Raw genomic sequence first — 23,161 nt, 5'->3', positions numbered from 1 at the left:
ACCACACGCAGTGGCAAGCGTGGGGGCATTTTTCATGCCTGCGCTGCGTGGTACGCTGGCGCGCCCGAATCAATGGAGATGTGGTCGTGAGCGAGCAGCAAGGTCTTGAAACTTCACTGAGCCAGCAGCCTTCGGCAGACGCGGCATCGGCCGATATGCGCCGAGCCCTGCTGGACGCGGGCAAGACCGAGTTTGCCAATTACGGCTATGACGGAGCGAGGCTCGAGCGCATTGCCGCCAAGGCGGGCTGCGCCAAGCGCATGCTCTACTACTACTTCGGCAACAAGAAAGATGTGTACCTCGCGGTCATCGAGCAGAGCTACTCGGATATTCGCGAGTCGGAGGAGCAGCTCAATCTCGATGCGCTGGAGCCCTTGCAGGCGCTGCATGCGCTGGCGCAAAGGAGCTTCGAGTATCACGAGCAGAACCGGGAGTTCACGCGTCTGGTGCTGCAGGAGAATTTCCAGGGCGGCGAGATGCTGGGCCAGATCTCCAAGACCGAGCTGTTGCGCAAGGCGGCGCTGGAGCCGATCGAGCGCATCCTGCAGCGCGGCGTGGCGCAGGGCCTGTTCAAGGACCAGCTGAGCGCGGTCGATGTTCACTATCTGATTTCGGCCCTGTCCGGCTTCCGCGTGGATCATGCTGCGACCTGGCACAGCCTGCTGCAGGTCGATCTCTTGGGCGAGAACCTGCGCGCGCGCCATTTGCAGCTGCTGCTCGATCAGCTCGGCGCTCTGGTTTGCAAGGAGCAGGGCTGATCTAAAGCCTTAGCGCATTCGCATAGCCGGTCATTTCCAGGTAGCCGCTGCCTACGCGGACGCTTTTGCCATAGGCGCCGATGCTGCGCAGCTCGCACAGACCTTCCCAGTAAATGGCGCCGGTGCTGGCGCGGCTGTCCAGTTCCTGGTCGTCCACCAGCGCATGAACCTCGAAACGGCCCGCCGGTGTCTGCACGCTCCAGGCCACAGGGTAACTTGCTTTGCTGTGCGGGCTGCTCCAGTGGCGCAGCGGCTCAAACCGCACCTGATCGGCGGCAAAGATTTGCGCGCTCTGGTTCGGTGCGCGAAATGAGCCGCCGGCCCAGAGTGCCGAGCCATTGCGGCGGCGAAGATGAAAGGCCGTGAGGGCGCTGCCGTCATCGAGGTTCATGCCTATCCAGTCCCAGCCCTGAGCCTCCGGGTCCATGATGGCCGCGCTGCATTCATGGTCCAGCCAGGCGCGGTTGCGTGCGCTGGCTTGCACAGGCAGTTGCTGCCCGCCCACGGTGATGGAGCCGCCGACCTCAAGCTGAGGCTGGCTGTAGTAGTAGCTGGCCTGTTCCTCACGCGGGCCTTTGCGTGAAAGACCATTCAAGCCCTGCAGCAGCAGGGGCTGCGTGCTGTTGAATGAAAGATCCAGAGTGAAGTCCTTGGCCTGGAGCAGGGCGCGGTAGTGGCTGGCTTGGCTGGCGGCTTGTCCTGGTACGGGGCGACGCTGCAGATACCAGTCTCCGATATGCACATCGGTATCGTTTTCGGCGGCTCCGGCTAGGCCCAGCCCCGCGCGCGCCATGCGCTGGTCGTGGCGCAGCTTTTGGCCCTCGACATCGCACAGGGCCGCATGGGCAAAGATCAGCTGCTTGGCCGCGAGCGCCGATTGCAGGCCTTGCGCGGCTTCGATGCGCGAGCGAAAGAAAGTCAGCTGAAAGCCCCAGGGCTTGCCGCCGGCCTGCAACTGCCCGGTGATGTACCACCACTCCGTCTGCAGATCAGGGTGGCTGCCGAAGTCGCGCGGAAACTGCAAGGTTCTGGACGGCAAAGCCATGCCTGGCAGAGCCAGGCCCAGAGTCGCCCAGCCCAGAGCGGCAGCTGCCAGCGTCTGCAGGGACTGCCTGCGTGACAGGGCCTGCAGTGCCGGTTGTCGAAGCTGGGAGGGCGTGGGCTGATAGGGCATGGCCCATTGTCGCCGAGCCGATCAGCGCAATGCCATGATCCCGAGGTGCTGCCTTGCGCTGCCTCAGCCGATATCGACCAGGGGAACGATCACCATCCAGCTGACCCCGAAGCGGTCGATCACCACGCCAAAACGACGCGCAAAAAACGTGGTGTCCAGCGCCATCTGTACCTTGCCGCCCTGGCCGATGGCGGCAAAGATGCGGTCGGCCTCATTCTCGCTGGGCGCGGTGATGGACAGAGAAAAGCCTTTGAAGTCGGGCTTGCCGCCGTTCATGCCGTCAGATGCCATGATCTGCGTCTCGCCAATCTGGATATTGGCGTGCATGATTTTTTCGGGATCCATCTGTCCCGGGCCACAGCCTTGCTGGCTCGATGACTCGGGTTGCGGCGGAGCATCCTTGTAGCGCATCAGCATGGTGATCTCTGCCCCCAGAGCGGCCTGGTAGAAATCCAGGGCCTCTTCGCAGCGGCCATCGAAAAAGAGATAGGGCTGAATCTGCATACGAACTCCTCGCAGCGGTTAAGGTTTGATTGTGCGCTGCGCCATGGCGCAATCGTGTGAAAAACGGTGACAGGGGTGCAGGTATGGCTACCAGTCCTCCTTGACGGCCAGCACCGCGTCGGCACTGGCGGCCCGGCGCCCGGCCAGCCACGCGGTGATGACGCCGGCCAGCACCACGGCAGCGCCCAGTGCCAGCAGGCGCAGCATAGGCAGGCGAAGCTCCATGGTCCAGTGAAAGCTCTGCGGATTGACTACATGCACCAGGATCACCGCCACGCCCAGGCCCAGCAGTGTGCCGGCGATGGTGCCCAGCAGGGTCCAGGCCAGACCCTCGGCGGCGACCACGCTCAGCACATTGCGGCGCGTCAGGCCCAGATGGGCCAGCAGCCCGAACTCCTTGCGCCGGGCCAGCACCTGGGCGCTGAAGCTGGCGGCAATGCCGAACAGGCCTATGCCTATGGCCACGGCCTGCAGCCAATAGGTGACGGCAAAGCTGCGATCGAAAATGCGCAAGGAGCGCTCGCGCAGCGCCTGGCTGCTGACAAACTCCAGCGCCGGAGGTGGCTGCCCCGGCGTGCCGAGGGCCTGCTCTATCGCTGCTTGCAGATCGGTGCCTGACAGCTGGCTTTGGGACTCTGGCCAGACGGCGATCTCGCTGATCTGTGCTGCATTGCCTGCATGACCCACCAGCGCCAGGTAGTCCTTCCAGTCCATTGCCACGGCACCGAACTGACGCACATAGTCGCGCCATACGGATGCAATGTAAAAAGAAGCCGCTGGCGCTTGATGGCCCTGAGTTTGAAGACTGAAAGCCTTGGAGAGCAGGGGCCAACTGTCGCCGGGCTTCAAGCCATAGAGCTGGGCCACGGCTTCGCTGATGTGCACGGCAATGCCCGCGCGGGGCTGGCGCAGTGGCCCCTCCACCCAGGGAAGCTGCATGGCCTGCTCACCTTGAAGCGGGCGAATCAGCAGACTCAGGGCCGGGCGTTCGGGGCTGAGTACCAGCTGGCTGCTGCGCATGGCCTGTGCTCGTTCTATGCCGGGTAGCTGCTCCAGGCGCTGCGCCGCATCGGCCGGCAGCAGGGCTGCATCGACACGGCTGGAGCCGCCGGCCGCGCGCACATACATGGGGGCGGGCAACACGGCGTCCAGCCACTCCATCATGCTGCCGCGAAAGCTGGTGACCATCACCGTCAGGGCTACGGCCAGGCTCAGGCTGGCCACCACACCGCCCACGGCCACGGTAGTGGCGTGGCGCATGCGCCGCGCGCGCTCCAGCGCCAGCATGGCCAGCGGTTGGCGCGAGAAGGCGTTGGGCACCAGTGCCAGCACAGCCCCCAGCAGCCAGGGCAGGGCAGCCATGCCGCCCAGCAACAGCAGGCCCACGGCCATATAGGCGGCCAGCGGGACACCTGCGACCGGCGGCATAAAGGCCAGCACCAGGCTGGCTGCAAGCAGCGCCACAGCTGGCCACAGGCGCGGCGCTCTCTCATGCGTGCTGCCCAGTCCCTTGAGCGTGGCCGCTGGCGGCAGATCCATGGCAGCGCGTGCCGGCCACCAGGCCCCAGCCAGCGTGGCGGCAAGGCCCAGCAGACCGAAGACCAGCGCCGCCACAGGGCTCCAGTGAAGGGCAGGCTGCACGCCGGCAAAGAATCCGCCGCCCAGATCGCCGCCCAGCACCTGCAGCGCCAGCCAGACCAGCCCCGTACCCAGCGCGATGCCGGCCAGGCTGCCCAGAGTCCCCAGCGCCAGCGCTTCCAGCAGCACCAGTGCCATGCGCTGGCGTGGCGTAGCCCCAAGCACGGCCAGCAGCGCAAACTGCGGCGCGCGCTGGGCCACGCTGAGCGCCAGCACGGAGAACACCAGAAACGCTCCCGTGAACAAGGCCACCAGCGCCAGCACCGTGAGGTTGACGCGGTAGGCGCGCGACATCTCGCCCACGCGCTGCTGATCGTCGCTGGGCTGCTGGATCAGTATCTGGTCTTGCCAGGCTGCAAGGGCGTGCAGGGCGGTGGCCACTTGGCTGCGGCTGGCGCTGTCGGTGAGCAATAGGTCCAGCCGGTCGATGCGCTCAAACAGGCCGAGCTTCTGCTGCAGTGCGGCAATGTCCATGACTGCGACCGGTGCGCCGCTGGCGGCGACCGTGCCCGCAATGCGAAGTTGCTGGGCCTGGCCGTTGAGCAGCCATTGCATGGGGGCGTTGACGGCTTGCTCAGGACTCAGTCGCAGGGCCTGCAAGGCTGCAGCATTGAGAAACACGGCGTCGGGAGCAAACAGGTCGAGCCGGTTGCCGCCCTCAAACAGGCGTGGCATCAATGCCGGGGCGACAGGGGCGAGCTTGAGGGCATCGCTGCCGAGCACGCGCAAGCTCACGCCTTGCGCCGCTCCTTGTGTGCCGCGCGTCTGCGGATCTGCGCTGCTGGCGGGCAGCAACACCGTGGTTTCGACCCAGGGCACGGCGCTGGCGACGCCTTGGGCCTGTGTGACCTGGGGGTAGAGCGCCAGCGGCAGGCCACCCTGCATGGCGTGCAGCTGCAGATCGGGCTGGCCGTTGACGCTGCGCACGGCCCTGGAGAACTCGTCCAGCGCCGACTGGTTGATCACATGGACGGCAAAGCCCAACGCTACGCCCAGCATGATGGCAATCAGCGCCGTGGCCGTGCGCCAGGGGTGCTGGCGCAGCTCCTGCCAGGAAAAGCTGGTCAGCAGCAGAAGAAGCGGGGGGCGTGAAGTCACAGGCCTAGCGCGCTTTGCTGCGATGTCGAGAGCTCGGCCTGCATGCCGTCTGCCGTCAGGCGCAGCACGCGGTCGGCGCGCCTGGCCGCTTCTGCGGAATGGGTGACCAGTACCAGCGCCGTGCCGTTGTCGCGGGTTTGCTGCAGCAGCAAATCCATGATCTGCTGAGCAGTGGACGGGTCTAGATTGCCCGTGGGCTCATCGGCCAGCAGCAGAGGCGGTGAATGCACCAGGGCACGCGCAATGGCCACGCGCTGCAACTGGCCGCCGCTGAGCTGCTGGGGCAGGCGCTGGCCCAGACCCGCGAGTCCCACGGCTTGCAGCACCTGCTGCACGCGCTGCTGACTCTGGCCGTCCATGCGGCCCAGCAGCATCAGCGGCAGGGCAATGTTCTGCGCCACATCGAGATGGGGCAGCACATGAAAGGCCTGGAACACAAAGCCCAGATGCGCGCGCCGCCAGATGGCGCGCCGGGCTTCATCGAGCGTGGACAGATCCGTGCCGTTGTGCAGAACCCGGCCTTGCTGCCAGCTGTCCAGCCCGGCCAGGCAGTTGAGGAAGGTGGATTTGCCCACGCCGGAGTTGCCGACGATGGCGACAAATTCGCCGGCGGCGATCTCGCAGCTCACCTGCGCAAAGACCGTAGTCTGGGCCTCGCCCTCGCCATAGAGTTTGGCAAGGTCGCTGACCTGCAGCAGCGGATGGGCGTGGGGTGAGTCGGTGGCAGCCATGCAGCGATCTTAACGAGGGACGCTGCTGCGAAAGGTCCTTAGCTTGCGGCCTGCTGTGCTGCGTCAATGGCCGCCATGGCCGCATCCAGCAGTTGCTGCTGGGCGCCCGGCGCATCGCAGGCAATGGCATGGCGCTGGGGCATGGAGCGCAGCCAGGTGATCTGGCGCTTGGCCAACTGGCGTGTGGATGCGATGCCGCGCTCGCGCAGGCCTGCCATGTCCAGCGGTTTGCCGGGATCGGCCTCCAGCGCGTCCAGCACTTCCCAGGCCTGGCGATAGCCCACGCAGCGCATCGAGGGCAGGTTCAGATGCAGATCGCCGCGCGCGCGCAGGCTGCGCACTTCGTCGAGGAAGCCTTGCTCCAGCATCAGGTCAAAGCGCAGCGCAATGCGCTGGTGCAGCCAGGCTCGCTCTGCAGGCTCCAGCGAGAAAAGCATTGCAAGTCCCATCTGTTCTGCAGGGCCTGTCTTGCTTCTGGTCGTGTGAAAGCTCGAAAGCGGTTTGCCCGAGACCTGCCAGACCTCGAGTGCGCGCTGGATGCGCTGGCTGTCGCCGGGGGCCAGGCGTGCGGCGGTGACGGGGTCCACTTGGGCCAGTCTTGCATGCATGGCGGGCCAGCCCAGCTCGGCGGCCTGCGCGTCCAGCATGGCGCGCACGTCGGGGTTGGCTGCGGGCATATCGTCGAGCCCGTCCATCAGCGCCTTGAAATACAGCATGGTGCCGCCCACCAGCAGAGGTATGGCCTGGCGGGCGCGGATTTCATCGACCAGCTTCTGCGTGTCGCGCACGAACTCGGCCGCGCTGTAGGCCTGCAACGGATCGATGATGTCGATGAGGTGATGCGGGACGGCGGCCAGCTCTGCCGCCGTGGGCTTGGCCGTGCCGATGTCCATGCCTTTGTAGACCAGGGCCGAATCCACGCTGATGATCTCGGCCTTCTGACCGCGTTGCGCCAGCCGCTCGGCCAATGCCAGCGCTGCCGCAGTCTTGCCCGAGGCAGTGGGGCCGGCAATGGCGATACAGGGCAGGGCGTGGGCAGCAGTCATGGGGCGAAATCCGTACAGGTCAAAGCACAAGAACCAATGACCGTCGGCCATTGGTTCTTGCTGGTTGTGAAGGATAACGCAGCCTGCCGCCTTGCGGCAGCGGCGGGATTTAGTGACCTGCCCGGCCTAGCCCTGGCTCAGTCGTTCCGGCACATAGCGGTCGGCCTGAATATCGGGCGAGAGGCCGTGGCTGTAGTTTTCTGCCGTGATGGGCAGCAACTGCTCGTTCCACTGCTCCCATTGCCTGCGCAGTTCGGCAAAGATCTCGGGCTGATGCACCTTGAGATTGGCGCGCTCGCGGGCGTCCTCCTCCACATTGAACAAGAACTCGTTGTCGTTGATCTTGAGGTATTTCCAGGGACCCTGGCGCACGGCACGCTGGGCCTGGGATTTGTAGCGCCAGAACAGGCTGCGCTCCGTTTGGGCCGCGTGGCCTTCCAGTATGGGCAGGATGTTCTGGCCGTCACTCGGGAAATCCGGGTGTTGCCTGGCTCCGGCAGCAGCCAGCAGCGTGGGCAGCCAGTCAAAGCTGGCCGTGACCTGCTCCTGGACCTGGGGTTGGATGCGGGCGCTCCAGCGCAGCAGCGTGGGCACGCGGATGCCGCCTTCGAGCAGCTCGGTCTTCTGGCCCGTGAAGGGCCAGGTCTTGGAAAAGCGCTCGCCGCCGTTGTCGCTGGTGAAGATGACGATGGTGTTGTCGGCCTGGCCGCTGTCATCGAGCGCCTGCAGTACCTGGCCTACGGCCTTGTCCAGGGCCTCGACGATTTCGCCGTATTTCTTCAGACTGCCGCCGTCGTAGTGGAACAGATCCTTGATGCTGTGCGCGACATGCTCGTCGTCGGGCCCTTCCCAGGGCCAGTGCGGTGCCGTGAAGTGCAGTGACAGGAAAAAAGGCTTGTCCTGACCCTTGCGCTCATGCACATAGCGCGTGGCCTCATCCCCCAGGATGTAGGTGTAGTAGCCCGTGCGCTCCACGGGCTCGTTGCCTTGCCAGAGGTCGGAGCTGAACTGTTCGCCCACGCCGGGCTTGTGCGTGAAGTAGTCGATGGCACCGCTGTGGTTGCCGAAGAAGTAGTCGTAGCCGCTGAGCTGTGGGCCGTACGCGGGCGGCTTGCCCAGGTGCCATTTGCCTATCAGTGCCGTGTCGTAGCCGGCTTGCTTGAGCAGCGATGGCAGCGTGGGGTGATCGGCTGGCAGGCCGAGTTGCGCACCATGGCGTGCCAGCGGCTCTTCAAGCCCGGCCTGCAGCCGGTACTGATAGCGCCCGGTGATCAGCGCAATGCGGGTGGCCGAGCAGACTGCCGAGTTGGCATAGGCCTGATTGAAGCGCACGCCCTGGGCGGCGAGGCGGTCCAGATGCGGGGTCTTGAAATCGGTGGCGCCATAGACGCCCAGGTCGGCCCAGCCGAGATCGTCGGCCAGGATGAAAACGATATTCGGTGCGGTCATGAGTAGGTCGTTCTGCTTATTCGATGGCAAAGCCGGAGTTGGTGATCACGGGACGCCACTTGGCGACTTCGGCCACGCGCAACTGCTCCAGCGCCTGCGGCGTGCGCGGGTCGGGCTGCAGGGACAGCTCCGCCCATTTGGGTTGCAGCTTGGGGTCCAGCAGCGCATGGTTGACGGCGCGGTTGACCGCGGCAATGGCTTCGGGCGAAGTGCCTTTGCGTGCCCACAGGCTGTACCAACCGCTGCCTGTGGCCTTGGGGTAGCCGGCTTCGGCAAAGGTCGGCACATCGGGCAGCTCGCGGCCGCGCTGGCTGCCGAAGGTGCCCAGAATGCGCACCTTGCCTTCCTTGTGCAGCGGAGCGAGCTCGCTGGTGGTCTGGATGGCGGAGGCCAGCTGGCCGCTGATCAGATCCGTCATCATGGCCGGGCCGCCCTTGTAGGGCACATGCACGATGTTGACGCCCGCAGCTTCGCCCAGCAGCAGTCCGAAGAAATGCGGCAGGCTGCCCACGGCGGGGCTGCCGAAGTTGGCTTTGTCGGGGTTGGCCTTGAGCCAGGCCACATATTCCTGAATATTGCGCGCCGGGTGCCTGGCGGGGACGGCCAGCCCGAACTGGAAATGTGCGAGCAGACCTACCGGGGAAAAGTCGCGTGCTGGATCGTAGCCGGGCTTTTTGTAGACGATCTGCGATAGCACCGGGGTGATCAGCGGCGCGATCAGATAGGTGCTGCCGTCGCTGGGGGCGTTGAGCAGGGTCTGTGCGGCAATCTGGCCGTTGGCGCCGGGCTTGTTGTCCACCACCACATAGTGGCTCTTGCCCAGTTGTGCTGCGATGCTTTCGGCCAGCACGCGTGCCAGCAGATCGATGCCGCCGCCTGCGCCAAAGCCCACCAGGATGCGACTGGCCTGAGGCACGGCAGAGATCTCGGCGGCTTTGGCCAGGGAGCTTAATGAGAAGCCGGCAGAGCTGGCGGCGAGCAGCGATTGCTGCAGAAATGAGCGGCGGGAATGCATGGCTGGAGATCACAAAAAGTGCGGCGCGTTGGCCAGTCCAGGCATTCTCAAAAAATCTCTATAAAAAGAAAAATAATAAAAATTGGTTTTTAAATATCTAAATCATCTTATTTCAAATCATGATTTGCTGATGCCAAAACGCTGTACCAGCGTCCATGCCGTGATGGCCGTGCAGGCCGACCAGAACCAGATGCCGAAGGCCAGCGGCATGGTGGAGTCCTTATCCAGATTCAGTCCCAGCCAATGCCCCATGGCAAACGCCATGAGCATCATCACCAGGCCGTTGATGGCCGAGGCCGTACCCGCTGCCTGGGGGAAGGGCGCGATGGCATTGCTTTGTCCGCAGGGCATGTGAATGCCGTGGGCGATCTGGTAGAGGCAAAAAGGCAGGGCATAGGCCCAGATGCTGCGCAGATCGGCCAGGGCTGCCAGGCCCATGATGGAGCCGGCCGTCAGCGACAGCACTCCCGCCACGGCCACGGCGCGCCGCACACTCATGCTGCGCAGCAGACGGCGGCAGGCAAAGGTGCCTGCGATATAGCACAACGCGTTGCCGCCCAGCATCAGTCCGTATTGCGTACGCTCCATATGCAGCACGTTGATATAGGTGAACGAAGAGGCCGCCAGATTGGTGAACAGGCCCGCATAGCTGAAACAGGTCAGCAGGTTGTAGGCCTGGAACATGGGGTTGCGCACAATGCGCGACCAGGTGCGCAGCAGATTGCCCGCTTGCAGCGCCTGCGGGTTGCGCTGGGGAATCGATTCCCTGAAGCGCAGTACCACCAGCAGCCAGGCCAGACCGCCCATGAAGGCCTGGGCCAGCATGGTGGAGCGCCAGCCCAGCCAACCCACGAGCAAGCTGCCGCTGATGGGCGCCAGAAAAGCCAGCACGCCCAGGCCCGTCAGCGCCTTGGACATGACTTGCGCGCCCATATGCGGTGCGTAGAGATCGCGCACCACGGCACGAGCGCACATCACGCCGGCGCCCAGGGCTGCGCCTTGCAGGCTGCGCCAGGCAATCAAGGCCTCCATGCTCTGGGCGCTGGCGCAGCCCAGCGCGGCGATCACATAGCCGCTGATGCCCAGCAGCAAGATGGGGCGGCGACCCAGCCGGTCCGACAGCGGGCCCCAGAGAATCTGCGAGCAGCCAAAGGCCAGCAAAAAGCCGGTCAGCGTCAGCTGGGCCTGCGAGACATGGGCGCCAAAGCCTTGCTGCAGCTGGGGTAGGGCGGGCAGATAGAGGTCGGTTGCCAGCGGCTGAAGACCCAGCAGCAGCCCCAGCGTGAGAATCACGAAGACTGCAGATTCAGGAGCACTCTTCGCTTGCTCATTAAGAGATTGAGCGGGATTTGGCTTTGAGTTCAGGGCAGGCGGCGCAGACATAGCCGGACAGCCTATCAGAACCTGTTCATTGATCCGTATGCTGACGAGACAGTATGTGGCGATGTCGCTCAGCGCGGATTCAGGCCGAACAGCTCATGCAGTGCCTGGCGATATTGCACCAGGGCCCTGGACTGGGTGTTGTGGTGGCTGGCACCTTCGACCAGGATCAGGCGCTTGGGCTCGCGCGCCGCATCGAACAGCCGCTGACCCAGCCGGGCCGGAATCAGCGGGTCTGCCGTGCCGTGCACGACCAGCAGCGGCGAGCCAATGTCTGCCACCCTATCGATCGAGTTGAAACGCTGCGTGATCAACCAGTTCACGGGCAGCCAGCCCCAGCGCATGGAGTCGAACACATCGGGAATGCTGGTGAAGGTGGACTCGACCAGCACCCCGCTTTCATCCTTGACGGAGCTGGCCAGGTCGATAGCGACAGCGCCGCCCAGCGAGTGGCCGAAGATATAGCGCTGCCTGCCTGCGGCCTTGCGGCCCAGCCAGTCCCAGGCAGCGCGGGCATCCTCGGCGGCCGAGGTCTGCGAGGGCAGGGCCGGGCTGCTCTTGCCAAAGCCGCGGTAGTCCACGGCCAGCACCGAAAAGCCCATGGCCTGCAGGCGCCGTATGCGTGGTGAGGAGCCCGTCACATTCCAGCTCGCTCCATGCAGAAACAGCAGCAGCGGGGCACGTGCATCGCTGGACGGCATCCACAGGGCGTGCAGCCTGGCGGCGCTGCCGTCGCGGCTGTGAAAGTCTATCCATTGCTCCTGCATGCCGGCCGTGTTGGCGCCGGGCCAGCTGCGGTCGCTGGGCTGAAAAATCCAGACCCGCTGCCGGGCATCGATCTCGCGCATGCCCCAGATCGCGAGCGCCAGCAGCAAGGCCAGACCGAGTGCTGCCGCGAGGCGGCGGGGGCTGCAAAAGCGTGAGGTCTTGGGCATGGAAGGAGTGCGGCGGAAGAGGGCGGCTGTCAAGTGCTGTGCAAGTATGGCTGTCTGACCCGGCCCCAGTCATCTGGAGTGCATGAATTGGCGATATTCTTGCGGGTGTTTCAAACCGCAAATACATAGCTGGTTGCGCAGAGTTTGCGAGCGTTTGAAGCCTGTTTGAAGGATTAGTTCACTATGTCGATCTGCCTGGGTCTTGCCGCCAACAAACTCCACCACCAAACCGAGGACGCCGCGCTGTTTGCCTTGCTGCGCGCCTGCGAGGCCGGAATTCGCGAGCTCAAGCTGGGCTTTCATACCGTGGGCCGCACCTATGACGCCATCACGGCGGCCAGCATGCTCCAGGGCTACAGAGGCCTGGTTCGCTACCCCTATGGCCGCGAGGGCGGTCTCATGAGGCTGGTGGCCGAGGTGGTGGGCATGGAGGGTGACGAGCGCACTCTCGATGGCGCCATCTACCTGATGGACCCGGTGGACCCCTCGTCCATCTTCCCTGAAGCCCTGGCCTTGAAGCGCCAGTGCGTGATTCATGGCAAGCCTTTTCTTTCCACGGTCGCCTCCACGCGCGACTGGATCGAGATGGAGCGCATTCACGCCGGCCTGGGGCGTGACCGCAATGCCGACCGCTTTCATGACTACGAAAACCAGACGCTGGCGCTGATTGCCCACGATGCCATGAAGCCCACCATGCTGGACTTTGCTGCGCGCAACTTCGAGCTGCTCAGCCGCTACCGCCGCCGCGTGGGCACGGGCACCACGGGTCAGAAGCTCAACGAGATGGCCTGGAGCAAGGGCTGGCCTGCCGACAAGCCCTGGGTGGACCGCTACAACAGCGGGCCGCTGGGCGGCGATGCGCAGATTGCAGATCTGGTGCTGGAAAAGCGCTGCCACCGGGCCATTTTCTTTGAAGACCCGCATGTGGCACGTCAGCACGAAGCCGATATCCAGCTGCTGGAGCGCGCCGTGACCACGGTCACGCACGATGCCGTCTGCAGTACCTCGCCCCAGGTGGCGCAGCGCTGGTGCGATGCGGCCGTCAAGCGCGCGGGCTGACGCGGGTTGCTGAGCGCTACTGGCGGTTGCGGTAGCGCTTGAGCTCGGCCTGCAGCCAGCTGGCGCTGGCTTCGGCCTGCTTGCCGCTGCAGCGCACCTGGTAGGGCTTGTGGCTGATGCTGCTCTCCGTGCCTGCGCGGGCAATGAAGTCCTCGGCTGTTGCCACCAAGCCCTTTTTGAGCAGATAGTCGTATTTGCCGCGCAGATGCTCGGCGGCCTTGGCGCTGTCATGCCAGCTGCCATTGCGCTCAAACTCGCAGCCCGAGGCTTTGAGATGGCCGATCAGGTACTCGATCTCCTGAGTCGCCGCAGGTGCGGGCGATGCGGCAAGGCTCAAGCTGCAGGCTGCACCCAGCAGCAAGGCGGTAACGGTGTGCTTCATGTGGGTTGATCCTACAGAAGAAGAGCCGAGCAAGGAACAAAGGCCGCAGCGATGGACTGCGGCCTTGTCTTGGTCGGTCAAAGCTGTGCGGTGCTCAAGGGGCCGGTGTGGCCAGAGGCTTGCCCTTCTCCACGACATACACGCCAATCAGCTTGACCGTGCCATTGCTGGCGTTGTGTGCGTCATGAATCACACCCGCGGGCACGACAAAGGTCTCGCCGGCCTTGAGCGTGCGCGGCGGCTGGCCGTCGATCAGCAGATCGACCTCACCCTCGCTGATATAGCTGATCTCGTCGCCAGGGTGGGTGTGGCGACCCGCGCGCGAGCCTGGGGCGACCTCCACCTTGGCTACCACGGCTTCGCGACCCGGTACCGAAACATCGGCCTTGCCGACCATGGTCCGCGACAGGCCTCCGGTTTGGGCCGCACCCGGCTGGGCCGCCCCCGGCTGGGGTGATGCAGCCTGAGCCAGGGCATTCTGGCTGAACAGCATGAAGGCGCTGCTGCAAAGCAGGCTCGAAAAGCTGGCGCGGCGAATCAAGATCATCAGATATCCCTCCGGATGTGTGAAACCTGTCACTTGTACCGGGAAGGAGCGCGGGCATGCCATGGGGGCAGCCCTAGTCGCAGGGGCGCGGAGAACACCGCCGGGCGCGGTGATGCAAGGCCCTGCGGGCAGGAGATATATGGCGCTGCAGGCTGCTGCCTTAGTTGTCGGCCGTGATCCGGGCGAACTTCACCAGCTCGGCGTATTTGTCCATGTCTGTGCGCATTACCTGGGCAAGGCTTTCATTGCCCTTGGCGGGCGGGGTTCCAGCTGCTTCCAGCTTCTGGCGGATGGCCGGGTCGGCAAGGCCTGTCTGTATCGCTTTTTGCAGCTTGGCCAGCACTTCCGGGGGCAGGCCCTTGGGAGCCGCGAGGGCAAACCAGCCGCTCAGGGCATAGCCCTTGAGCGCGGGATGTTCCGCCAGCGCAGGAACCTCCTTGAGCGTGGCGATGCGGGTGGCCGTGGTGGCGCCCAGAATCCTGATCTTTCCTGACTGCGCCAGCGGCGCTGCGGCCATGGGCGAGAGGATGGCGAAGTCCAGGTTGCCGCCGCCCAGATCGCTGGTCATGGCCGGAGAGCCCTTGTAGGGGATGTGCACGAGGTAGACACCCGCAGTCTTCTTGATCAGCTCTCCCGAAAAATGCGGTGTTGAGCCAATGCCGGGGCTGCCGTAGCTGTATTTGCCAGGGTTGGCCTTGGCCAGTTTGACGAAGTCATCCACGGTTTTGGCAGGAACATGCGCTCCGGCCACCCACAGATTGGGGGCCAGGGCGGTCAGGCTCACCGGGGTCAGATCCACAGCCGGATCGTACTTCTGCGCGGCATTCACAAACTTGGTGCCCGCCATTTCGTTGCTGGAGCCTGCCAGCAAGGTGTAGCCGTCGGGCTTGGCCGATACCACGCGCTGTGCTCCCACCACGCCTGCGGCGCCCGGCACGTTCTCGACCACGACGGTGGCGTTCAACTGCCTGGCCAGTATGTCTCCGACCACGCGGCCGACCATATCGACGGAGCCGCCCGGGGCATAGCCAATCACGATGCGGATGGGCTTGCTGGGATAGGCATCCTGTGCCTGCACCGCGCCTGCGAACAGGCTGGTCATGGCACAGGCGATGCAAAGTCGGCGGGAAAGAGTGGCGCGGTCTGGATTCATAAGTCCCACAATGATTTGTGGTGAAGGTTGATTCAGTGATTGGCGTTGAATTGCTCAACAAAACTTAATTGATTGTCATGAAATTTCATAGGGGAAGGAATCCATGAAAACCAGCAGTTCAACTGATTTTTAGGCAGTGCCGCGCGCAGCTAGAGCTGGCTGAACCAGCGGTAGCGTTGGCTGGCGCAGGCAATCAGCCCGCAGCGGTCAATCAATGATCGATATTCCTGCTTATAGTCAGTGGCAAGGCCTGCCGAGCGCATACCATGCAACGGTGCCTTCTCCGCGGTAGCCAGCCAACCGGGCACAGATCCGGCTCACAAGCGTTTCAGTTGAATCGTCAGGGAGTCTCAGATGCAGGAACAGAGTCGCGTTGCCGCCTGGCACGCGTTGTCGACCGATGCCGTACTCGCTCAATTGCAATCGACTGCCGCTGGGCTGAGCTCCGGCGAGGCCCGCGAGCGCTTGCAGCAGCAGGGCCCCAATGCCCTGCCTGCCGCAGCTTCACGCAGCATGCTGGCCCGCTTTCTGTCGCAGTTCAACAATTTGCTGATCTATGTGCTGCTGGGCTCGGCGGCGGTCACCGCCTTGCTGCAGCATTGGGTCGATACGGGGGTGATCCTCGCGGTGGTGCTGATCAATGCGGTCTTCGGATTCGTGCAGGAAGGCCGTGCCGAGAAGGCGCTGGACGCAGTGAAGGCCATGGTTTCCAGCCGCGCCAATGTGCTGCGCGACGGATTGCGCATGGCGGTGCCTGCTGAGGAGCTGGTTGCCGGCGACTGTGTGCTGCTCGAGGCTGGCGATCGCGTCCCGGCCGATCTGCGCCTGCTGCGCGCCAGCAGCCTGAAGCTGGACGAGGCCATGCTGACCGGGGAATCGGTTGCCGTCGACAAGTCGGCCGATCCGGTGGCCGCCGATGCCGCTCTCGGCGACCGCTTTTCCATGGCCTACTCCGGCACCCTGGTTGCCGCGGGGCAAGGTCTGGGCGTGGTGGTGGCCACAGGCCCTCGTACCGAGTTGGGCCTGATCAGCACCATGCTGGGTTCGGTGCAGACACTGGCCACCCCGCTGACGCGGCTGATGGACCGTTTCGCGCGCCAGCTCACCATCACCATTTTGAGCCTGTCCGCACTGATGTTCTGCTTCGCACTATGGGTGCGCGATTACGACACAGCCGACGCCTTCATTGCCGTGGTGGGCATTGCCGTATCGGCCATCCCCGAAGGCCTGCCCGTGGTCATGACGATTGCGCTGGCCATCGGCGTGCAGCGCATGGCCGCACGCTATGCCATCGTGCGCAGTCTGCCGGCGGTTGAAACACTGGGCGCCGTCTCGGTCATCTGCTCCGACAAGACCGGCACATTGACACGCAACGAAATGAGCGTGCGCGCCGTGGTGCTGCCCGGTGCCAGCTTCGACATAGAGGGCGAAGGTTATGCCCCCCAAGGGCGTTTCACCCTGGCGGGCGAGGAGATTGATCCTGCACTGCATCCGCAGTTGCTGCACTTCGCCACAGGCGCGGCACTTTGCAACGACGCCCATGTAAGACATGCCGAAGGCAAGGTCTGGGCGGTCGAGGGTGACCCCATGGAGGGAGCTCTGGTGACGCTGGCGGCGCGCGCCGGTCTCGATGTGGAGCAACTGCGCCAGGACTGGCGCCGACTCGACGAAGTTCCCTTTGATGCCGTCCACCGCTACATGGCCACTCTGCACCGCCCGGTTGATGCTCCAGCCGTGGTTTTCGTCAAAGGGGCTCCGGAGCAGATTCTTGCCATGTGCCGCGACCAGCAGGGTGCCGAGGGCGTGCAGGCGCTGGATGCAGCCTATTGGCTGGAGCAGATCGATGCCCTGGCTGCCAAAGGCTATCGCGTGCTGGGCCTGGCCAGCCGTGTCCCGGCAGACGGCAAGGACAGCGTGGACATGGCCGACGTCAAGGATCTGACCTTGCTTGGCGTGCTGGGCATGATAGATCCGCCGCGCGACTCGGCGAAGACGGCCGTGCGCGAATGCCGTAGTGCCGGCATTGCGGTGAAGATGATTACCGGCGACCACGCTGCCACGGCCGCCGCCATTGCCCGGGAACTGGCGCTGGCCGACACCATACGCGTCACCTCGGGCCATGAGCTGGACGGACTCAACGATGCCCAGCTGATCGATGTGGCCCGAGCCTCCACGGTATTCGCCCGCACCAGCCCGGAACACAAGCTGCGCCTGGTGCAGGCCCTGCAGGCGGATCGCAGCGTCATCGCCATGACTGGTGACGGCGTCAACGACGCGCCGGCGCTCAAGCGGGCCGACATCGGCGTGGCCATGGGCATTACCGGCACGGCTGCCGCCAAGGAGGCCGCAGGCATGGTGCTGGCCGACGACAACTTCGCCACCATCGTCGCCGCCGTCAAGGAAGGGCGCACCGTCTACGAAAACCTGCGCAAGGTCATTGCCTGGACCTTGCCGACCAACGGTGGCCAGGCCATTGTCATCATCGTTGCCATTCTGCTGGGCTTGTCGCTGCCGGTCACTCCGGTGCAGATTCTCTGGGTCAATCTGGTCACTGCCGTGGCCCTGGGCCTGACGCTGGCCTTCGAACCACCCGAGGCCACGCTGATGCAGCGCAAGCCGCGCTCGCCGGACGAGCAACTGCTGCAGCCCTACCTGCTGTGGCGTGTCGCCCTGGTCTCGGTGCTGTTTGCCTTGGGTTGCTTCGGCATGTTCGAGTGGTCGCTGCGCCGCGGCGACTCGGTCGAACTGGCTCGCACCATCGTGGTCAATGCGCTGGTGATCATGGAGATCTTCTATCTGTTCAGTGTGCGCTACACGCAAGGAACCTCGCTGAGCCTGCGTGGCGTCCTGGGCACCCCGGCAGTGCTGCTGGGCGTGGCCGGCGTCACCCTGGTGCAACTGCTGTTCACCTACACCCCGCCCATGCAGGCGCTGTTCGACAGCCGTCCTGTCGATCTGGCGGCCGGACTGCTGGCGATAGGGCTGGGGGTTGCCCTGCTGCTGTTGCTGGAGGTCGAGAAGCTCCTGATACGCTGGATGAGACTGGGCGTTAGGGCCTAGAGCACTGTGCACGCAAGGCATTCAAGCCGTCGTTTCACCGCCTGGCCGAGGGCATGAAAAAAGGCCCCGAAGGGCCTTTCTTGCGAGTGCTGAGCGCTTGGCGCTTAGATCACGCCTTGTGCCAGCATGGCGTCGGCCACCTTCACAAAGCCGGCGATGTTGGCGCCGTCGATGTAGCTGATGGTGCCGTCTTCGCGCTTGCCGTGCTTCACGCAAGCTGCGTGGATGCTTTGCATGATTTGCAGCAGACGTGCATCCACTTCTTCGGCAGGCCAGGACAGGCGGGCCGAGTTTTGCGACATTTCCAGGCCCGAAGTGGCCACGCCACCGGCGTTGGATGCCTTGCCGGGTGCGTACAGCACGCCGGCAGCTTCGAAGGCGCGGGCGGCTTCGTTGGTGGAGGGCATGTTGGCGCCTTCAGCCACGCACAGCACGCCGTTGGCGATCAGGGTCTTGGCATCGGCTTCGTCCAGCTCGTTCTGGGTGGCGCAAGGCAGGGCCACGTCCACCTTGATGGACCAGGGGCTCTTGCCGGCCAGGAATTCCACGCCGGAAACCAGCTTGGCGTAGTCGCTGACGCGGCCGTACTTGTGGTTCTTCACATCCATCAGGATGGCCAGCTTTTCGGTGGTGAAACCAGCGGCGTCATACACGGTGCCCGAGGAGTCGGACACGGTCACGACCTTGGCGCCCAGCTCCATGGCCTTTTCCACGGCGTACTGAGCCACGTTGCCCGAACCGGACACGGACACGGTCTTGCCTTCAAAGGACTGGCCGCGAGTGGCCAGCATTTCACGGGCGAAATACACGGTGCCGTAGCCAGTGGCTTCGGGGCGGATCAGCGAGCCGCCGAAGGACAGGCCCTTGCCCGTGAACACGGAAGCTGCAGTGTTCGACAGCTTCTTGTACATGCCGGCCATGTAGCCCACTTCACGGCCGCCCACGCCGATGTCACCTGCGGGCACATCGGTGTCGGGACCCACGTGGCGGAACAGCTCGGACACGAAAGCCTGGCAAAAGCGCATGACTTCGGCAGGGCTCTTGCCCTTGGGGTCGAAGTCGGAGCCGCCCTTGCCGCCGCCCATGGGCAGCGTGGTCAGTGCGTTCTTGAAGGTCTGCTCGAAAGCCAGGAACTTCAGCACGGACTGGTTGACCGAGGGGTGGAAGCGCAGACCGCCCTTGAAAGGGCCGATGGCCATGCTGTGCTGGATGCGGAAGCCGCGGTTTACCTGCACCTGGCCCTTGTCGTCAGTCCAGCTCACGCGGAACTGGATGATGCGCTCGGGCTCGACCAGGCGCTCCAGCAGAGCGTGTTCGGCGTACTTGGGATTCTTCTCGATGAAGGGCCACAGGCTTTCCATCACTTCGGTGACGGCTTGCAGGAATTCGGGCTGACCGGGGTTGCGTTGTGCCACTTCTTCCAGGAATTGGCCTACGGACTCGTACTTCATAGAGAACTTTCTGACAGGGACAGGGAATGCGCTGAAACTCGCGAAACCAAAATTATGCCAAAAAGTTATGCCGTCATGCATAGATTCGGTGCATGAGGGCGCAATTCTGGTGCGTAGATGCCCGAATTTGGAACACTGATCCCATATTTATTCTTAGTTTTCAGGCACTTGGATGGTGCATTTGAAGTAAAGGATTTTTCATCGTCCTGTCGCAAAAATGGTCCGGAAGCCGCTTGGCACAGCGTTGTCCGACAGAAAAAACGGTGCGATGCCTGCGCTGACATCGTTCTGTGATAGCACCGATGTGGTGCATGAGATTTCAGGCACGCAATCTGCTGTTGTGAAATTGTTTTTTCATCAAGGCCGTCACATGAGCCTGGGGATGGCCTCTTTCACCAATCAACGGGGCTGGGTAAACATGTATTTGAAAAGACATTTTCATAACTTCAAATATGAAAAATAAATTTCAAATTCGATTTGCCGGCCCAGTGCCTGGGCGGTCATCAGCACACAGGAGGTGGATATGGCAGGTGAGATCCCCGTGACGCCCTCGGCGTCAGGCAAGGCCAGTGCGGCGCAGATGCAGCAGCTGGAAAATGCGCTCAACCAGATCGGTGTGACGCGCTCGCACAAAAGCATCATCTTTCTGGTGGTCTGCGGCGTGCTCTTCGATGTGTTCGAACAGAACGCAGTCGGCCTGGTCGGCCCCCTGCTGCGCCAGCAATGGGGGCTGGACGCGACGGACATTGCCTTTCTGAACACCATCACCTTCTTTGCCGCCGCCATGGGGCGACTGCTGTCGGGCTACCTGGCCGACCGCATGGGACGGCGCTTCATGCTCAATGTGAACCTGGCGCTGTTCACGCTGGGTGCCGTCGGCTGCGCACTGGCGCCCGACTACGCTTTCCTCGCCGTGGCGCGTGCCATCGTGGGCTTTGGTCTGGGCGGAGAAATCACCACGGCCGTGACCATGCTGGCCGAGTTCTGCTCGGCGCGCTTTCGCGGCACGGCAGTCGGTCTCATCAATGTGGGCGGCGGCGGTCTGGGCAATATGCTGGCGCCGGCCTTCGCGCTGGGCGTGTTCACGCTGTTCCCGGGCGATGATTCCTGGCGCTGGCTGTTCGGCTGTCTGGTCATGCCGGCCATCTTCATCGTGTTCTACCGCCGCTTTGTGCCGGAGACGCCGCGCTTTCTGCTCTCCAAGGGACGGGTCGAGGAAGCCAACCAGGTGCTGAGCATGCTGGCGGCGGGCAAGCTGGCCAATGCGCAGTATGAGCTGCGCGAGTTCATCAGCCCAGGCAGTGCACAGGCGCAGACGGCTGCCACGCAGACCGTGCAGCGCAGCTCTTTCACCGACATCTTCAGGGGCGGCTATGCGCGGCGCACGATTGCCGTGGGTGTGGCTTCGTGGATGACGTTTGGCGCGCAGCTCTCGGTGCTCACGCTGATGCCGACGATTCTGGTCGCCCAGGGCTACTCCATCACCAAGAGCTTCAGCTTCACCATCGTCATGCAGATGGGCAGCCTGGCCGGCGCGATCGCGGCATCGACCATGGGCTATTACTTCCCGCGCAAGCGGGTGCTGACGGTAGGGGCGATTGCTGCCTGTCTGGCAGGCCTGGCGTTCGGCAACTTCACCGATAGCGTGGCCATGATCCTGGTCTGCGGTGCGCTGTTCCAGTTCTGCGTGCTGACGCTCAACACCTCCATCTGGATCTTTGCGCCAGAGCTGTACCCCACGCGCATTCGTGCGCTGGGTACCTCCTTCCTGCTGGCGCTGGGCACGATCGGCGGAGCCATGTCCCAGGTGCTGGCGGGCAAGATGTTCGATCTGCACGGCGTCTCCGGAATGTTCGGCATGATCGCGGCCATGTATTTCATCTTTGCGATTGCCGTGCAGTTTGCCCCCGAGACCTTCGGCCGCTCCATCGAGGAAGGCGCGGGGGAGGAATCCCATGCCGGGCAGGAGTCTGCCGCTGCTGCAGGCGTACCTTCAAGCGCTCAGGAGCGCACGGCATGAGGGCTGGCATGCATATTTTGCTGATCAACCCCAATACCTCGCAGCAGACCACGGCGCTGATGCTCAGACAGGCGCGGGCCTGTCTGCCGCCCGGCGCGCTGCTGCACGGCGCGACGGCTGAGCGGGGGGCAGCCATGATTACCGACGAGGCGGGGCTGAAGATCGCCGAGCAGGAAGTGCAGCGCCTGGGCCTGGCCTTTGCCCGGGGAGATGACAGCCAAGCTGGGCGGGCCATCATCGTGGCCGCGTTCGGCAATCCGGGGCTGGAGTTGTTGAGAGCGGCCCTGCCGGCCGGAGTTGCCGCCTTTGGCATCGGCGAAGCCGCCATGCGGCAGGCCGCGCGGGACGAGCAGGGCCTGCCGCGCCGCTTCGGTATTGCGACGACCACGCCAGGGCTGGAGGCTTCGATTGCCGCCTCGGTCGCAGCGCTGGGCCTGACTCCCTGGTTCTGCGGCACACGCATTGCTGTCGGTGAGCCGCTGGCGCTGGCGGCCGATCCGGCCTTGCAGTGCGAGCGCCTGGGCGATGCCGTGGCCCAATGCGTGCAGCACGATGGCGCGCAGGCCGTGGTGATCGGTGGCGGCCCGCTGTCCGAAGCTGCGCTGTGGCTGGCGCCGCGCTTCGAGGTGCCGGTGCTGTCGCCCGTGGTGGCAGCGATGCAGGCGGCGCTGGCCGGCCTGGCGCTCGCCGCCGCCCACTGATTGCTGTTGGTTGCTGTTGATTGTTATTGCTTGGTTGCTATTGGTTGCTATTGATTAAAGAGCTTTTATCGCAAGTCATTCATGGATTTCAGATAGAAAAGTATCTGAAATCTATGAATAACAAGCGCAATAAGCTTCCTATTTCATAGCATCTCGTCCAGCGCATCGTGGCTGGTCTCGATGGCCGCCATATGTCTGCGCCCCGGCTGCCCGCTTTGCTGCAAGGTGGCCGTGGCAATCAGGTGGCAGAGCATGAAAAGCGCCGTGTGATTGTCCAGCGGTCCCGGTGCCGAGGTCTGCACGCGCAGCAGCCAGTCCGCCTCGGGGGCCGGGCTGGCATGGTCGGTGATGCAGATCAGGCGGGCGCCCAGCAGTCTGGCCTGGCGCGCGAACTCGCTGACTACGCGCACGCTGCGGCGCAGGGCAAAGATCACCACCACATCGTTTTCGCCGATCTGGGCCGCATATTCACCCAAGGTCTCGCCAGCGCCGGGGATGACCTGGCTGGGCATCTCCAGTGCCTGCAGCAGTTGCCAGCGCAGATAGGCGGCAAAGTTGCGGTTCTGGCGATAGCCGACAAAGAACAGCTGGCGCGCGCCGATCAGGGCCATGGCGATGGCATCGAGCTGATCTGCCGAGATCTGTCCGATGGTGATGGCCAGATTCTCCGAGGCCTGGCGCAGATGTGTGGCGATCACATCCGCCGTGGGCCGGCCCTGGGCCGATGCGGCAGCCAGAAACAGTGGCGAGCCGTTGTCGCCCTGAGCGCGGGCATGGCGGCGTGCATCCTCGTAGCCCTCATAGCCCAGCCGCTGTATGAAGCGCGTGACCGTGGCATTCGAGACCCCTGTGAGCTTGGCCATCTCGGCCGCCGCGTAGCTCGACAGATTGCCGGGAAAGTCCAGCAGGAATTCCGCCAGCCGCCGCTCCGACGGCGGCAGCTGCGGCAGGGCCGCACGCACGCGGGCGATGAAGGAATGGGCTTCGGCGGGTTCCGGGGGGCAGGAGCTGGGGTTCATGACTGCGAATGGCAGGTGGGCCCGCTGATCTGCCGGCCCGC

At 64.1% G+C, this 23,161-nt stretch carries 20 protein-coding genes; 6 read left to right on the top strand and 14 right to left on the bottom strand.

Annotation, left to right across the window (positions count from 1 at the left end):
• Nucleotides 1–86 precede the first annotated feature (86 nt).
• Complete coding sequence (locus CTATCC11996_RS12130; RefSeq protein ID WP_003076464.1) at nucleotides 87–758, top strand: TetR/AcrR family transcriptional regulator; 672 nt, start codon at nucleotides 87–89, stop codon at nucleotides 756–758.
• 1 nt (nucleotide 759) lies between these two features.
• On the opposite strand, the gene CTATCC11996_RS12125 is transcribed toward CTATCC11996_RS12130, so the two are convergent.
• The 9 genes from CTATCC11996_RS12125 to CTATCC11996_RS12085 all read right to left on the bottom strand — a co-directional run bounded on the left by CTATCC11996_RS12125 (nucleotide 760) and on the right by CTATCC11996_RS12085 (nucleotide 11,728).
• Nucleotides 760–1,932: a lipocalin-like domain-containing protein gene (locus CTATCC11996_RS12125; RefSeq protein ID WP_003076462.1), complete on the bottom strand. Its 1,173-nt coding sequence runs from the start codon at nucleotides 1,930–1,932 to the stop codon at nucleotides 760–762.
• 63 nt (nucleotides 1,933–1,995) lie between these two features.
• Nucleotides 1,996–2,436, bottom strand: coding sequence for a VOC family protein (locus tag CTATCC11996_RS12120; RefSeq protein ID WP_003076460.1), 441 nt, complete (start codon nucleotides 2,434–2,436; stop codon nucleotides 1,996–1,998).
• A gap of 87 nt (nucleotides 2,437–2,523) precedes the next feature.
• Nucleotides 2,524–5,172, bottom strand: a complete 2,649-nt coding sequence (locus CTATCC11996_RS12115; RefSeq protein ID WP_003076458.1) for an FtsX-like permease family protein — start codon at nucleotides 5,170–5,172, stop codon at nucleotides 2,524–2,526.
• Nucleotides 5,169–5,903 carry an ABC transporter ATP-binding protein gene (locus CTATCC11996_RS12110; protein WP_003076457.1) on the bottom strand — a complete coding sequence of 245 codons (735 nt, stop codon included), beginning with the start codon at nucleotides 5,901–5,903 and terminating at the stop codon, nucleotides 5,169–5,171. Before CTATCC11996_RS12110 ends, CTATCC11996_RS12115 begins: the two co-directional genes overlap by 4 nt.
• 38 nt (nucleotides 5,904–5,941) lie before the next feature.
• The gene (miaA, locus tag CTATCC11996_RS12105) at nucleotides 5,942–6,949 is read right to left on the bottom strand and encodes a tRNA (adenosine(37)-N6)-dimethylallyltransferase MiaA (RefSeq protein ID WP_034348945.1); all 1,008 of its coding nucleotides are present in this window, start codon (nucleotides 6,947–6,949) and stop codon (nucleotides 5,942–5,944) included.
• Between the two features lie 126 nt (nucleotides 6,950–7,075).
• Nucleotides 7,076–8,398, bottom strand: a complete 1,323-nt coding sequence (locus CTATCC11996_RS12100) for a sulfatase family protein (RefSeq protein WP_003076453.1) — start codon at nucleotides 8,396–8,398, stop codon at nucleotides 7,076–7,078.
• Nucleotides 8,399–8,414: 16 nt separating this feature from the next.
• The gene (locus CTATCC11996_RS12095) at nucleotides 8,415–9,413 is read right to left on the bottom strand and encodes a tripartite tricarboxylate transporter substrate-binding protein (RefSeq protein ID WP_003076450.1); all 999 of its coding nucleotides are present in this window, start codon (nucleotides 9,411–9,413) and stop codon (nucleotides 8,415–8,417) included.
• Between the two features lie 117 nt (nucleotides 9,414–9,530).
• A complete protein-coding gene (locus CTATCC11996_RS12090; protein WP_003076448.1) occupies nucleotides 9,531–10,706 on the bottom strand; it encodes a multidrug effflux MFS transporter in 1,176 nt (391 codons plus the stop codon).
• A gap of 158 nt (nucleotides 10,707–10,864) precedes the next feature.
• Entirely contained in the window at nucleotides 10,865–11,728 is an 864-nt protein-coding gene (locus CTATCC11996_RS12085) for an alpha/beta hydrolase (RefSeq protein ID WP_003076447.1), read from the bottom strand.
• Nucleotides 11,729–11,911: 183 nt separating this feature from the next.
• On the opposite strand from CTATCC11996_RS12085, the gene CTATCC11996_RS12080 reads away from it, so the two are divergent.
• Nucleotides 11,912–12,787 carry a methylglyoxal synthase gene (locus CTATCC11996_RS12080; protein WP_003076444.1) on the top strand — a complete coding sequence of 292 codons (876 nt, stop codon included), beginning with the start codon at nucleotides 11,912–11,914 and terminating at the stop codon, nucleotides 12,785–12,787.
• A 16-nt stretch (nucleotides 12,788–12,803) separates the two neighbouring features.
• On the opposite strand, the gene CTATCC11996_RS12075 is transcribed toward CTATCC11996_RS12080, so the two are convergent.
• From CTATCC11996_RS12075 to CTATCC11996_RS12065, 3 genes are all read right to left on the bottom strand, one after another.
• Nucleotides 12,804–13,169: a YfeK family protein gene (locus tag CTATCC11996_RS12075; RefSeq protein ID WP_003076442.1), complete on the bottom strand. Its 366-nt coding sequence runs from the start codon at nucleotides 13,167–13,169 to the stop codon at nucleotides 12,804–12,806.
• A 94-nt stretch (nucleotides 13,170–13,263) separates the two neighbouring features.
• Nucleotides 13,264–13,716 (bottom strand): cupin domain-containing protein, encoded by a 453-nt coding sequence (locus CTATCC11996_RS12070; protein WP_003076441.1) that lies wholly within the window; start codon nucleotides 13,714–13,716, stop codon nucleotides 13,264–13,266.
• A gap of 160 nt (nucleotides 13,717–13,876) precedes the next feature.
• Complete coding sequence (locus CTATCC11996_RS12065; protein ID WP_003076439.1) at nucleotides 13,877–14,818, bottom strand: Bug family tripartite tricarboxylate transporter substrate binding protein; 942 nt, start codon at nucleotides 14,816–14,818, stop codon at nucleotides 13,877–13,879.
• Between the two features lie 405 nt (nucleotides 14,819–15,223).
• Here CTATCC11996_RS12065 and CTATCC11996_RS12060 point away from each other — a divergent pair, with 405 nt between their 5' ends.
• A complete protein-coding gene (locus CTATCC11996_RS12060) occupies nucleotides 15,224–17,929 on the top strand; it encodes an HAD-IC family P-type ATPase (RefSeq protein ID WP_003076435.1) in 2,706 nt (901 codons plus the stop codon).
• A 104-nt stretch (nucleotides 17,930–18,033) separates the two neighbouring features.
• Here the strand turns inward: CTATCC11996_RS12060 and gdhA are convergent, their stop codons facing one another.
• Complete coding sequence (gdhA, locus tag CTATCC11996_RS12055; protein ID WP_003076433.1) at nucleotides 18,034–19,380, bottom strand: NADP-specific glutamate dehydrogenase; 1,347 nt, start codon at nucleotides 19,378–19,380, stop codon at nucleotides 18,034–18,036.
• Nucleotides 19,381–19,624: 244 nt separating this feature from the next.
• Here gdhA and CTATCC11996_RS26265 point away from each other — a divergent pair, with 244 nt between their 5' ends.
• Genes CTATCC11996_RS26265 through CTATCC11996_RS12040 form a run of 3 tightly spaced genes read left to right on the top strand, consistent with a single transcriptional unit; the run spans nucleotide 19,625 to nucleotide 22,101 of the window.
• Complete coding sequence (locus CTATCC11996_RS26265; protein ID WP_238532408.1) at nucleotides 19,625–19,843, top strand: hypothetical protein; 219 nt, start codon at nucleotides 19,625–19,627, stop codon at nucleotides 19,841–19,843.
• A 60-nt stretch (nucleotides 19,844–19,903) separates the two neighbouring features.
• Entirely contained in the window at nucleotides 19,904–21,400 is a 1,497-nt protein-coding gene (locus CTATCC11996_RS12045) for an MFS transporter (RefSeq protein WP_003076432.1), read from the top strand.
• On the top strand, nucleotides 21,397–22,101 hold the full coding sequence (locus tag CTATCC11996_RS12040) for an aspartate/glutamate racemase family protein (protein ID WP_003076430.1): 705 nt from the start codon (nucleotides 21,397–21,399) through the stop codon (nucleotides 22,099–22,101). The genes CTATCC11996_RS12045 and CTATCC11996_RS12040 overlap by 4 nt, the downstream gene beginning before the upstream one ends.
• 143 nt (nucleotides 22,102–22,244) lie before the next feature.
• On the opposite strand, the gene CTATCC11996_RS12035 is transcribed toward CTATCC11996_RS12040, so the two are convergent.
• Entirely contained in the window at nucleotides 22,245–23,120 is an 876-nt protein-coding gene (locus CTATCC11996_RS12035; RefSeq protein ID WP_003076428.1) for a MurR/RpiR family transcriptional regulator, read from the bottom strand.
• Nucleotides 23,121–23,161 lie beyond the last annotated feature (41 nt).

Source organism: Comamonas testosteroni ATCC 11996 (assembly GCF_000241525.1).
Lineage (GTDB): Bacteria > Pseudomonadota > Gammaproteobacteria > Burkholderiales > Burkholderiaceae_C > Comamonas > Comamonas testosteroni.
Note: the sequence above shows the minus strand (reverse complement) of the source record. Positions and strands in the feature narration are given on the sequence as shown.

What these genes read in the sequence shown, in the direction of transcription:
- CTATCC11996_RS12125 (WP_003076462.1), bottom strand. Translation starts at nt 1,932, where the DNA reads ATGCCCTATCAGCCCACGCCCTCCCAGCTTCGACAACCGGCACTGCAG.
- CTATCC11996_RS12120 (WP_003076460.1), bottom strand. Translation starts at nt 2,436, where the DNA reads ATGCAGATTCAGCCCTATCTCTTTTTCGATGGCCGCTGCGAAGAGGCC.
- CTATCC11996_RS12110 (WP_003076457.1), bottom strand. Translation starts at nt 5,903, where the DNA reads ATGGCTGCCACCGACTCACCCCACGCCCATCCGCTGCTGCAGGTCAGC.
- miaA (WP_034348945.1), bottom strand. Translation starts at nt 6,949, where the DNA reads ATGACTGCTGCCCACGCCCTGCCCTGTATCGCCATTGCCGGCCCCACT.
- CTATCC11996_RS12100 (WP_003076453.1), bottom strand. Translation starts at nt 8,398, where the DNA reads ATGACCGCACCGAATATCGTTTTCATCCTGGCCGACGATCTCGGCTGG.
- CTATCC11996_RS12095 (WP_003076450.1), bottom strand. Translation starts at nt 9,413, where the DNA reads ATGCATTCCCGCCGCTCATTTCTGCAGCAATCGCTGCTCGCCGCCAGC.
- CTATCC11996_RS12085 (WP_003076447.1), bottom strand. Translation starts at nt 11,728, where the DNA reads ATGCCCAAGACCTCACGCTTTTGCAGCCCCCGCCGCCTCGCGGCAGCA.
- CTATCC11996_RS12080 (WP_003076444.1), top strand. Translation starts at nt 11,912, where the DNA reads ATGTCGATCTGCCTGGGTCTTGCCGCCAACAAACTCCACCACCAAACC.
- CTATCC11996_RS12075 (WP_003076442.1), bottom strand. Translation starts at nt 13,169, where the DNA reads ATGAAGCACACCGTTACCGCCTTGCTGCTGGGTGCAGCCTGCAGCTTG.
- CTATCC11996_RS12070 (WP_003076441.1), bottom strand. Translation starts at nt 13,716, where the DNA reads ATGATCTTGATTCGCCGCGCCAGCTTTTCGAGCCTGCTTTGCAGCAGC.
- CTATCC11996_RS12065 (WP_003076439.1), bottom strand. Translation starts at nt 14,818, where the DNA reads ATGACCAGCCTGTTCGCAGGCGCGGTGCAGGCACAGGATGCCTATCCC.
- CTATCC11996_RS12060 (WP_003076435.1), top strand. Translation starts at nt 15,224, where the DNA reads ATGCAGGAACAGAGTCGCGTTGCCGCCTGGCACGCGTTGTCGACCGAT.
- gdhA (WP_003076433.1), bottom strand. Translation starts at nt 19,380, where the DNA reads ATGAAGTACGAGTCCGTAGGCCAATTCCTGGAAGAAGTGGCACAACGC.
- CTATCC11996_RS12045 (WP_003076432.1), top strand. Translation starts at nt 19,904, where the DNA reads ATGGCAGGTGAGATCCCCGTGACGCCCTCGGCGTCAGGCAAGGCCAGT.
- CTATCC11996_RS12040 (WP_003076430.1), top strand. Translation starts at nt 21,397, where the DNA reads ATGAGGGCTGGCATGCATATTTTGCTGATCAACCCCAATACCTCGCAG.
- CTATCC11996_RS12035 (WP_003076428.1), bottom strand. Translation starts at nt 23,120, where the DNA reads ATGAACCCCAGCTCCTGCCCCCCGGAACCCGCCGAAGCCCATTCCTTC.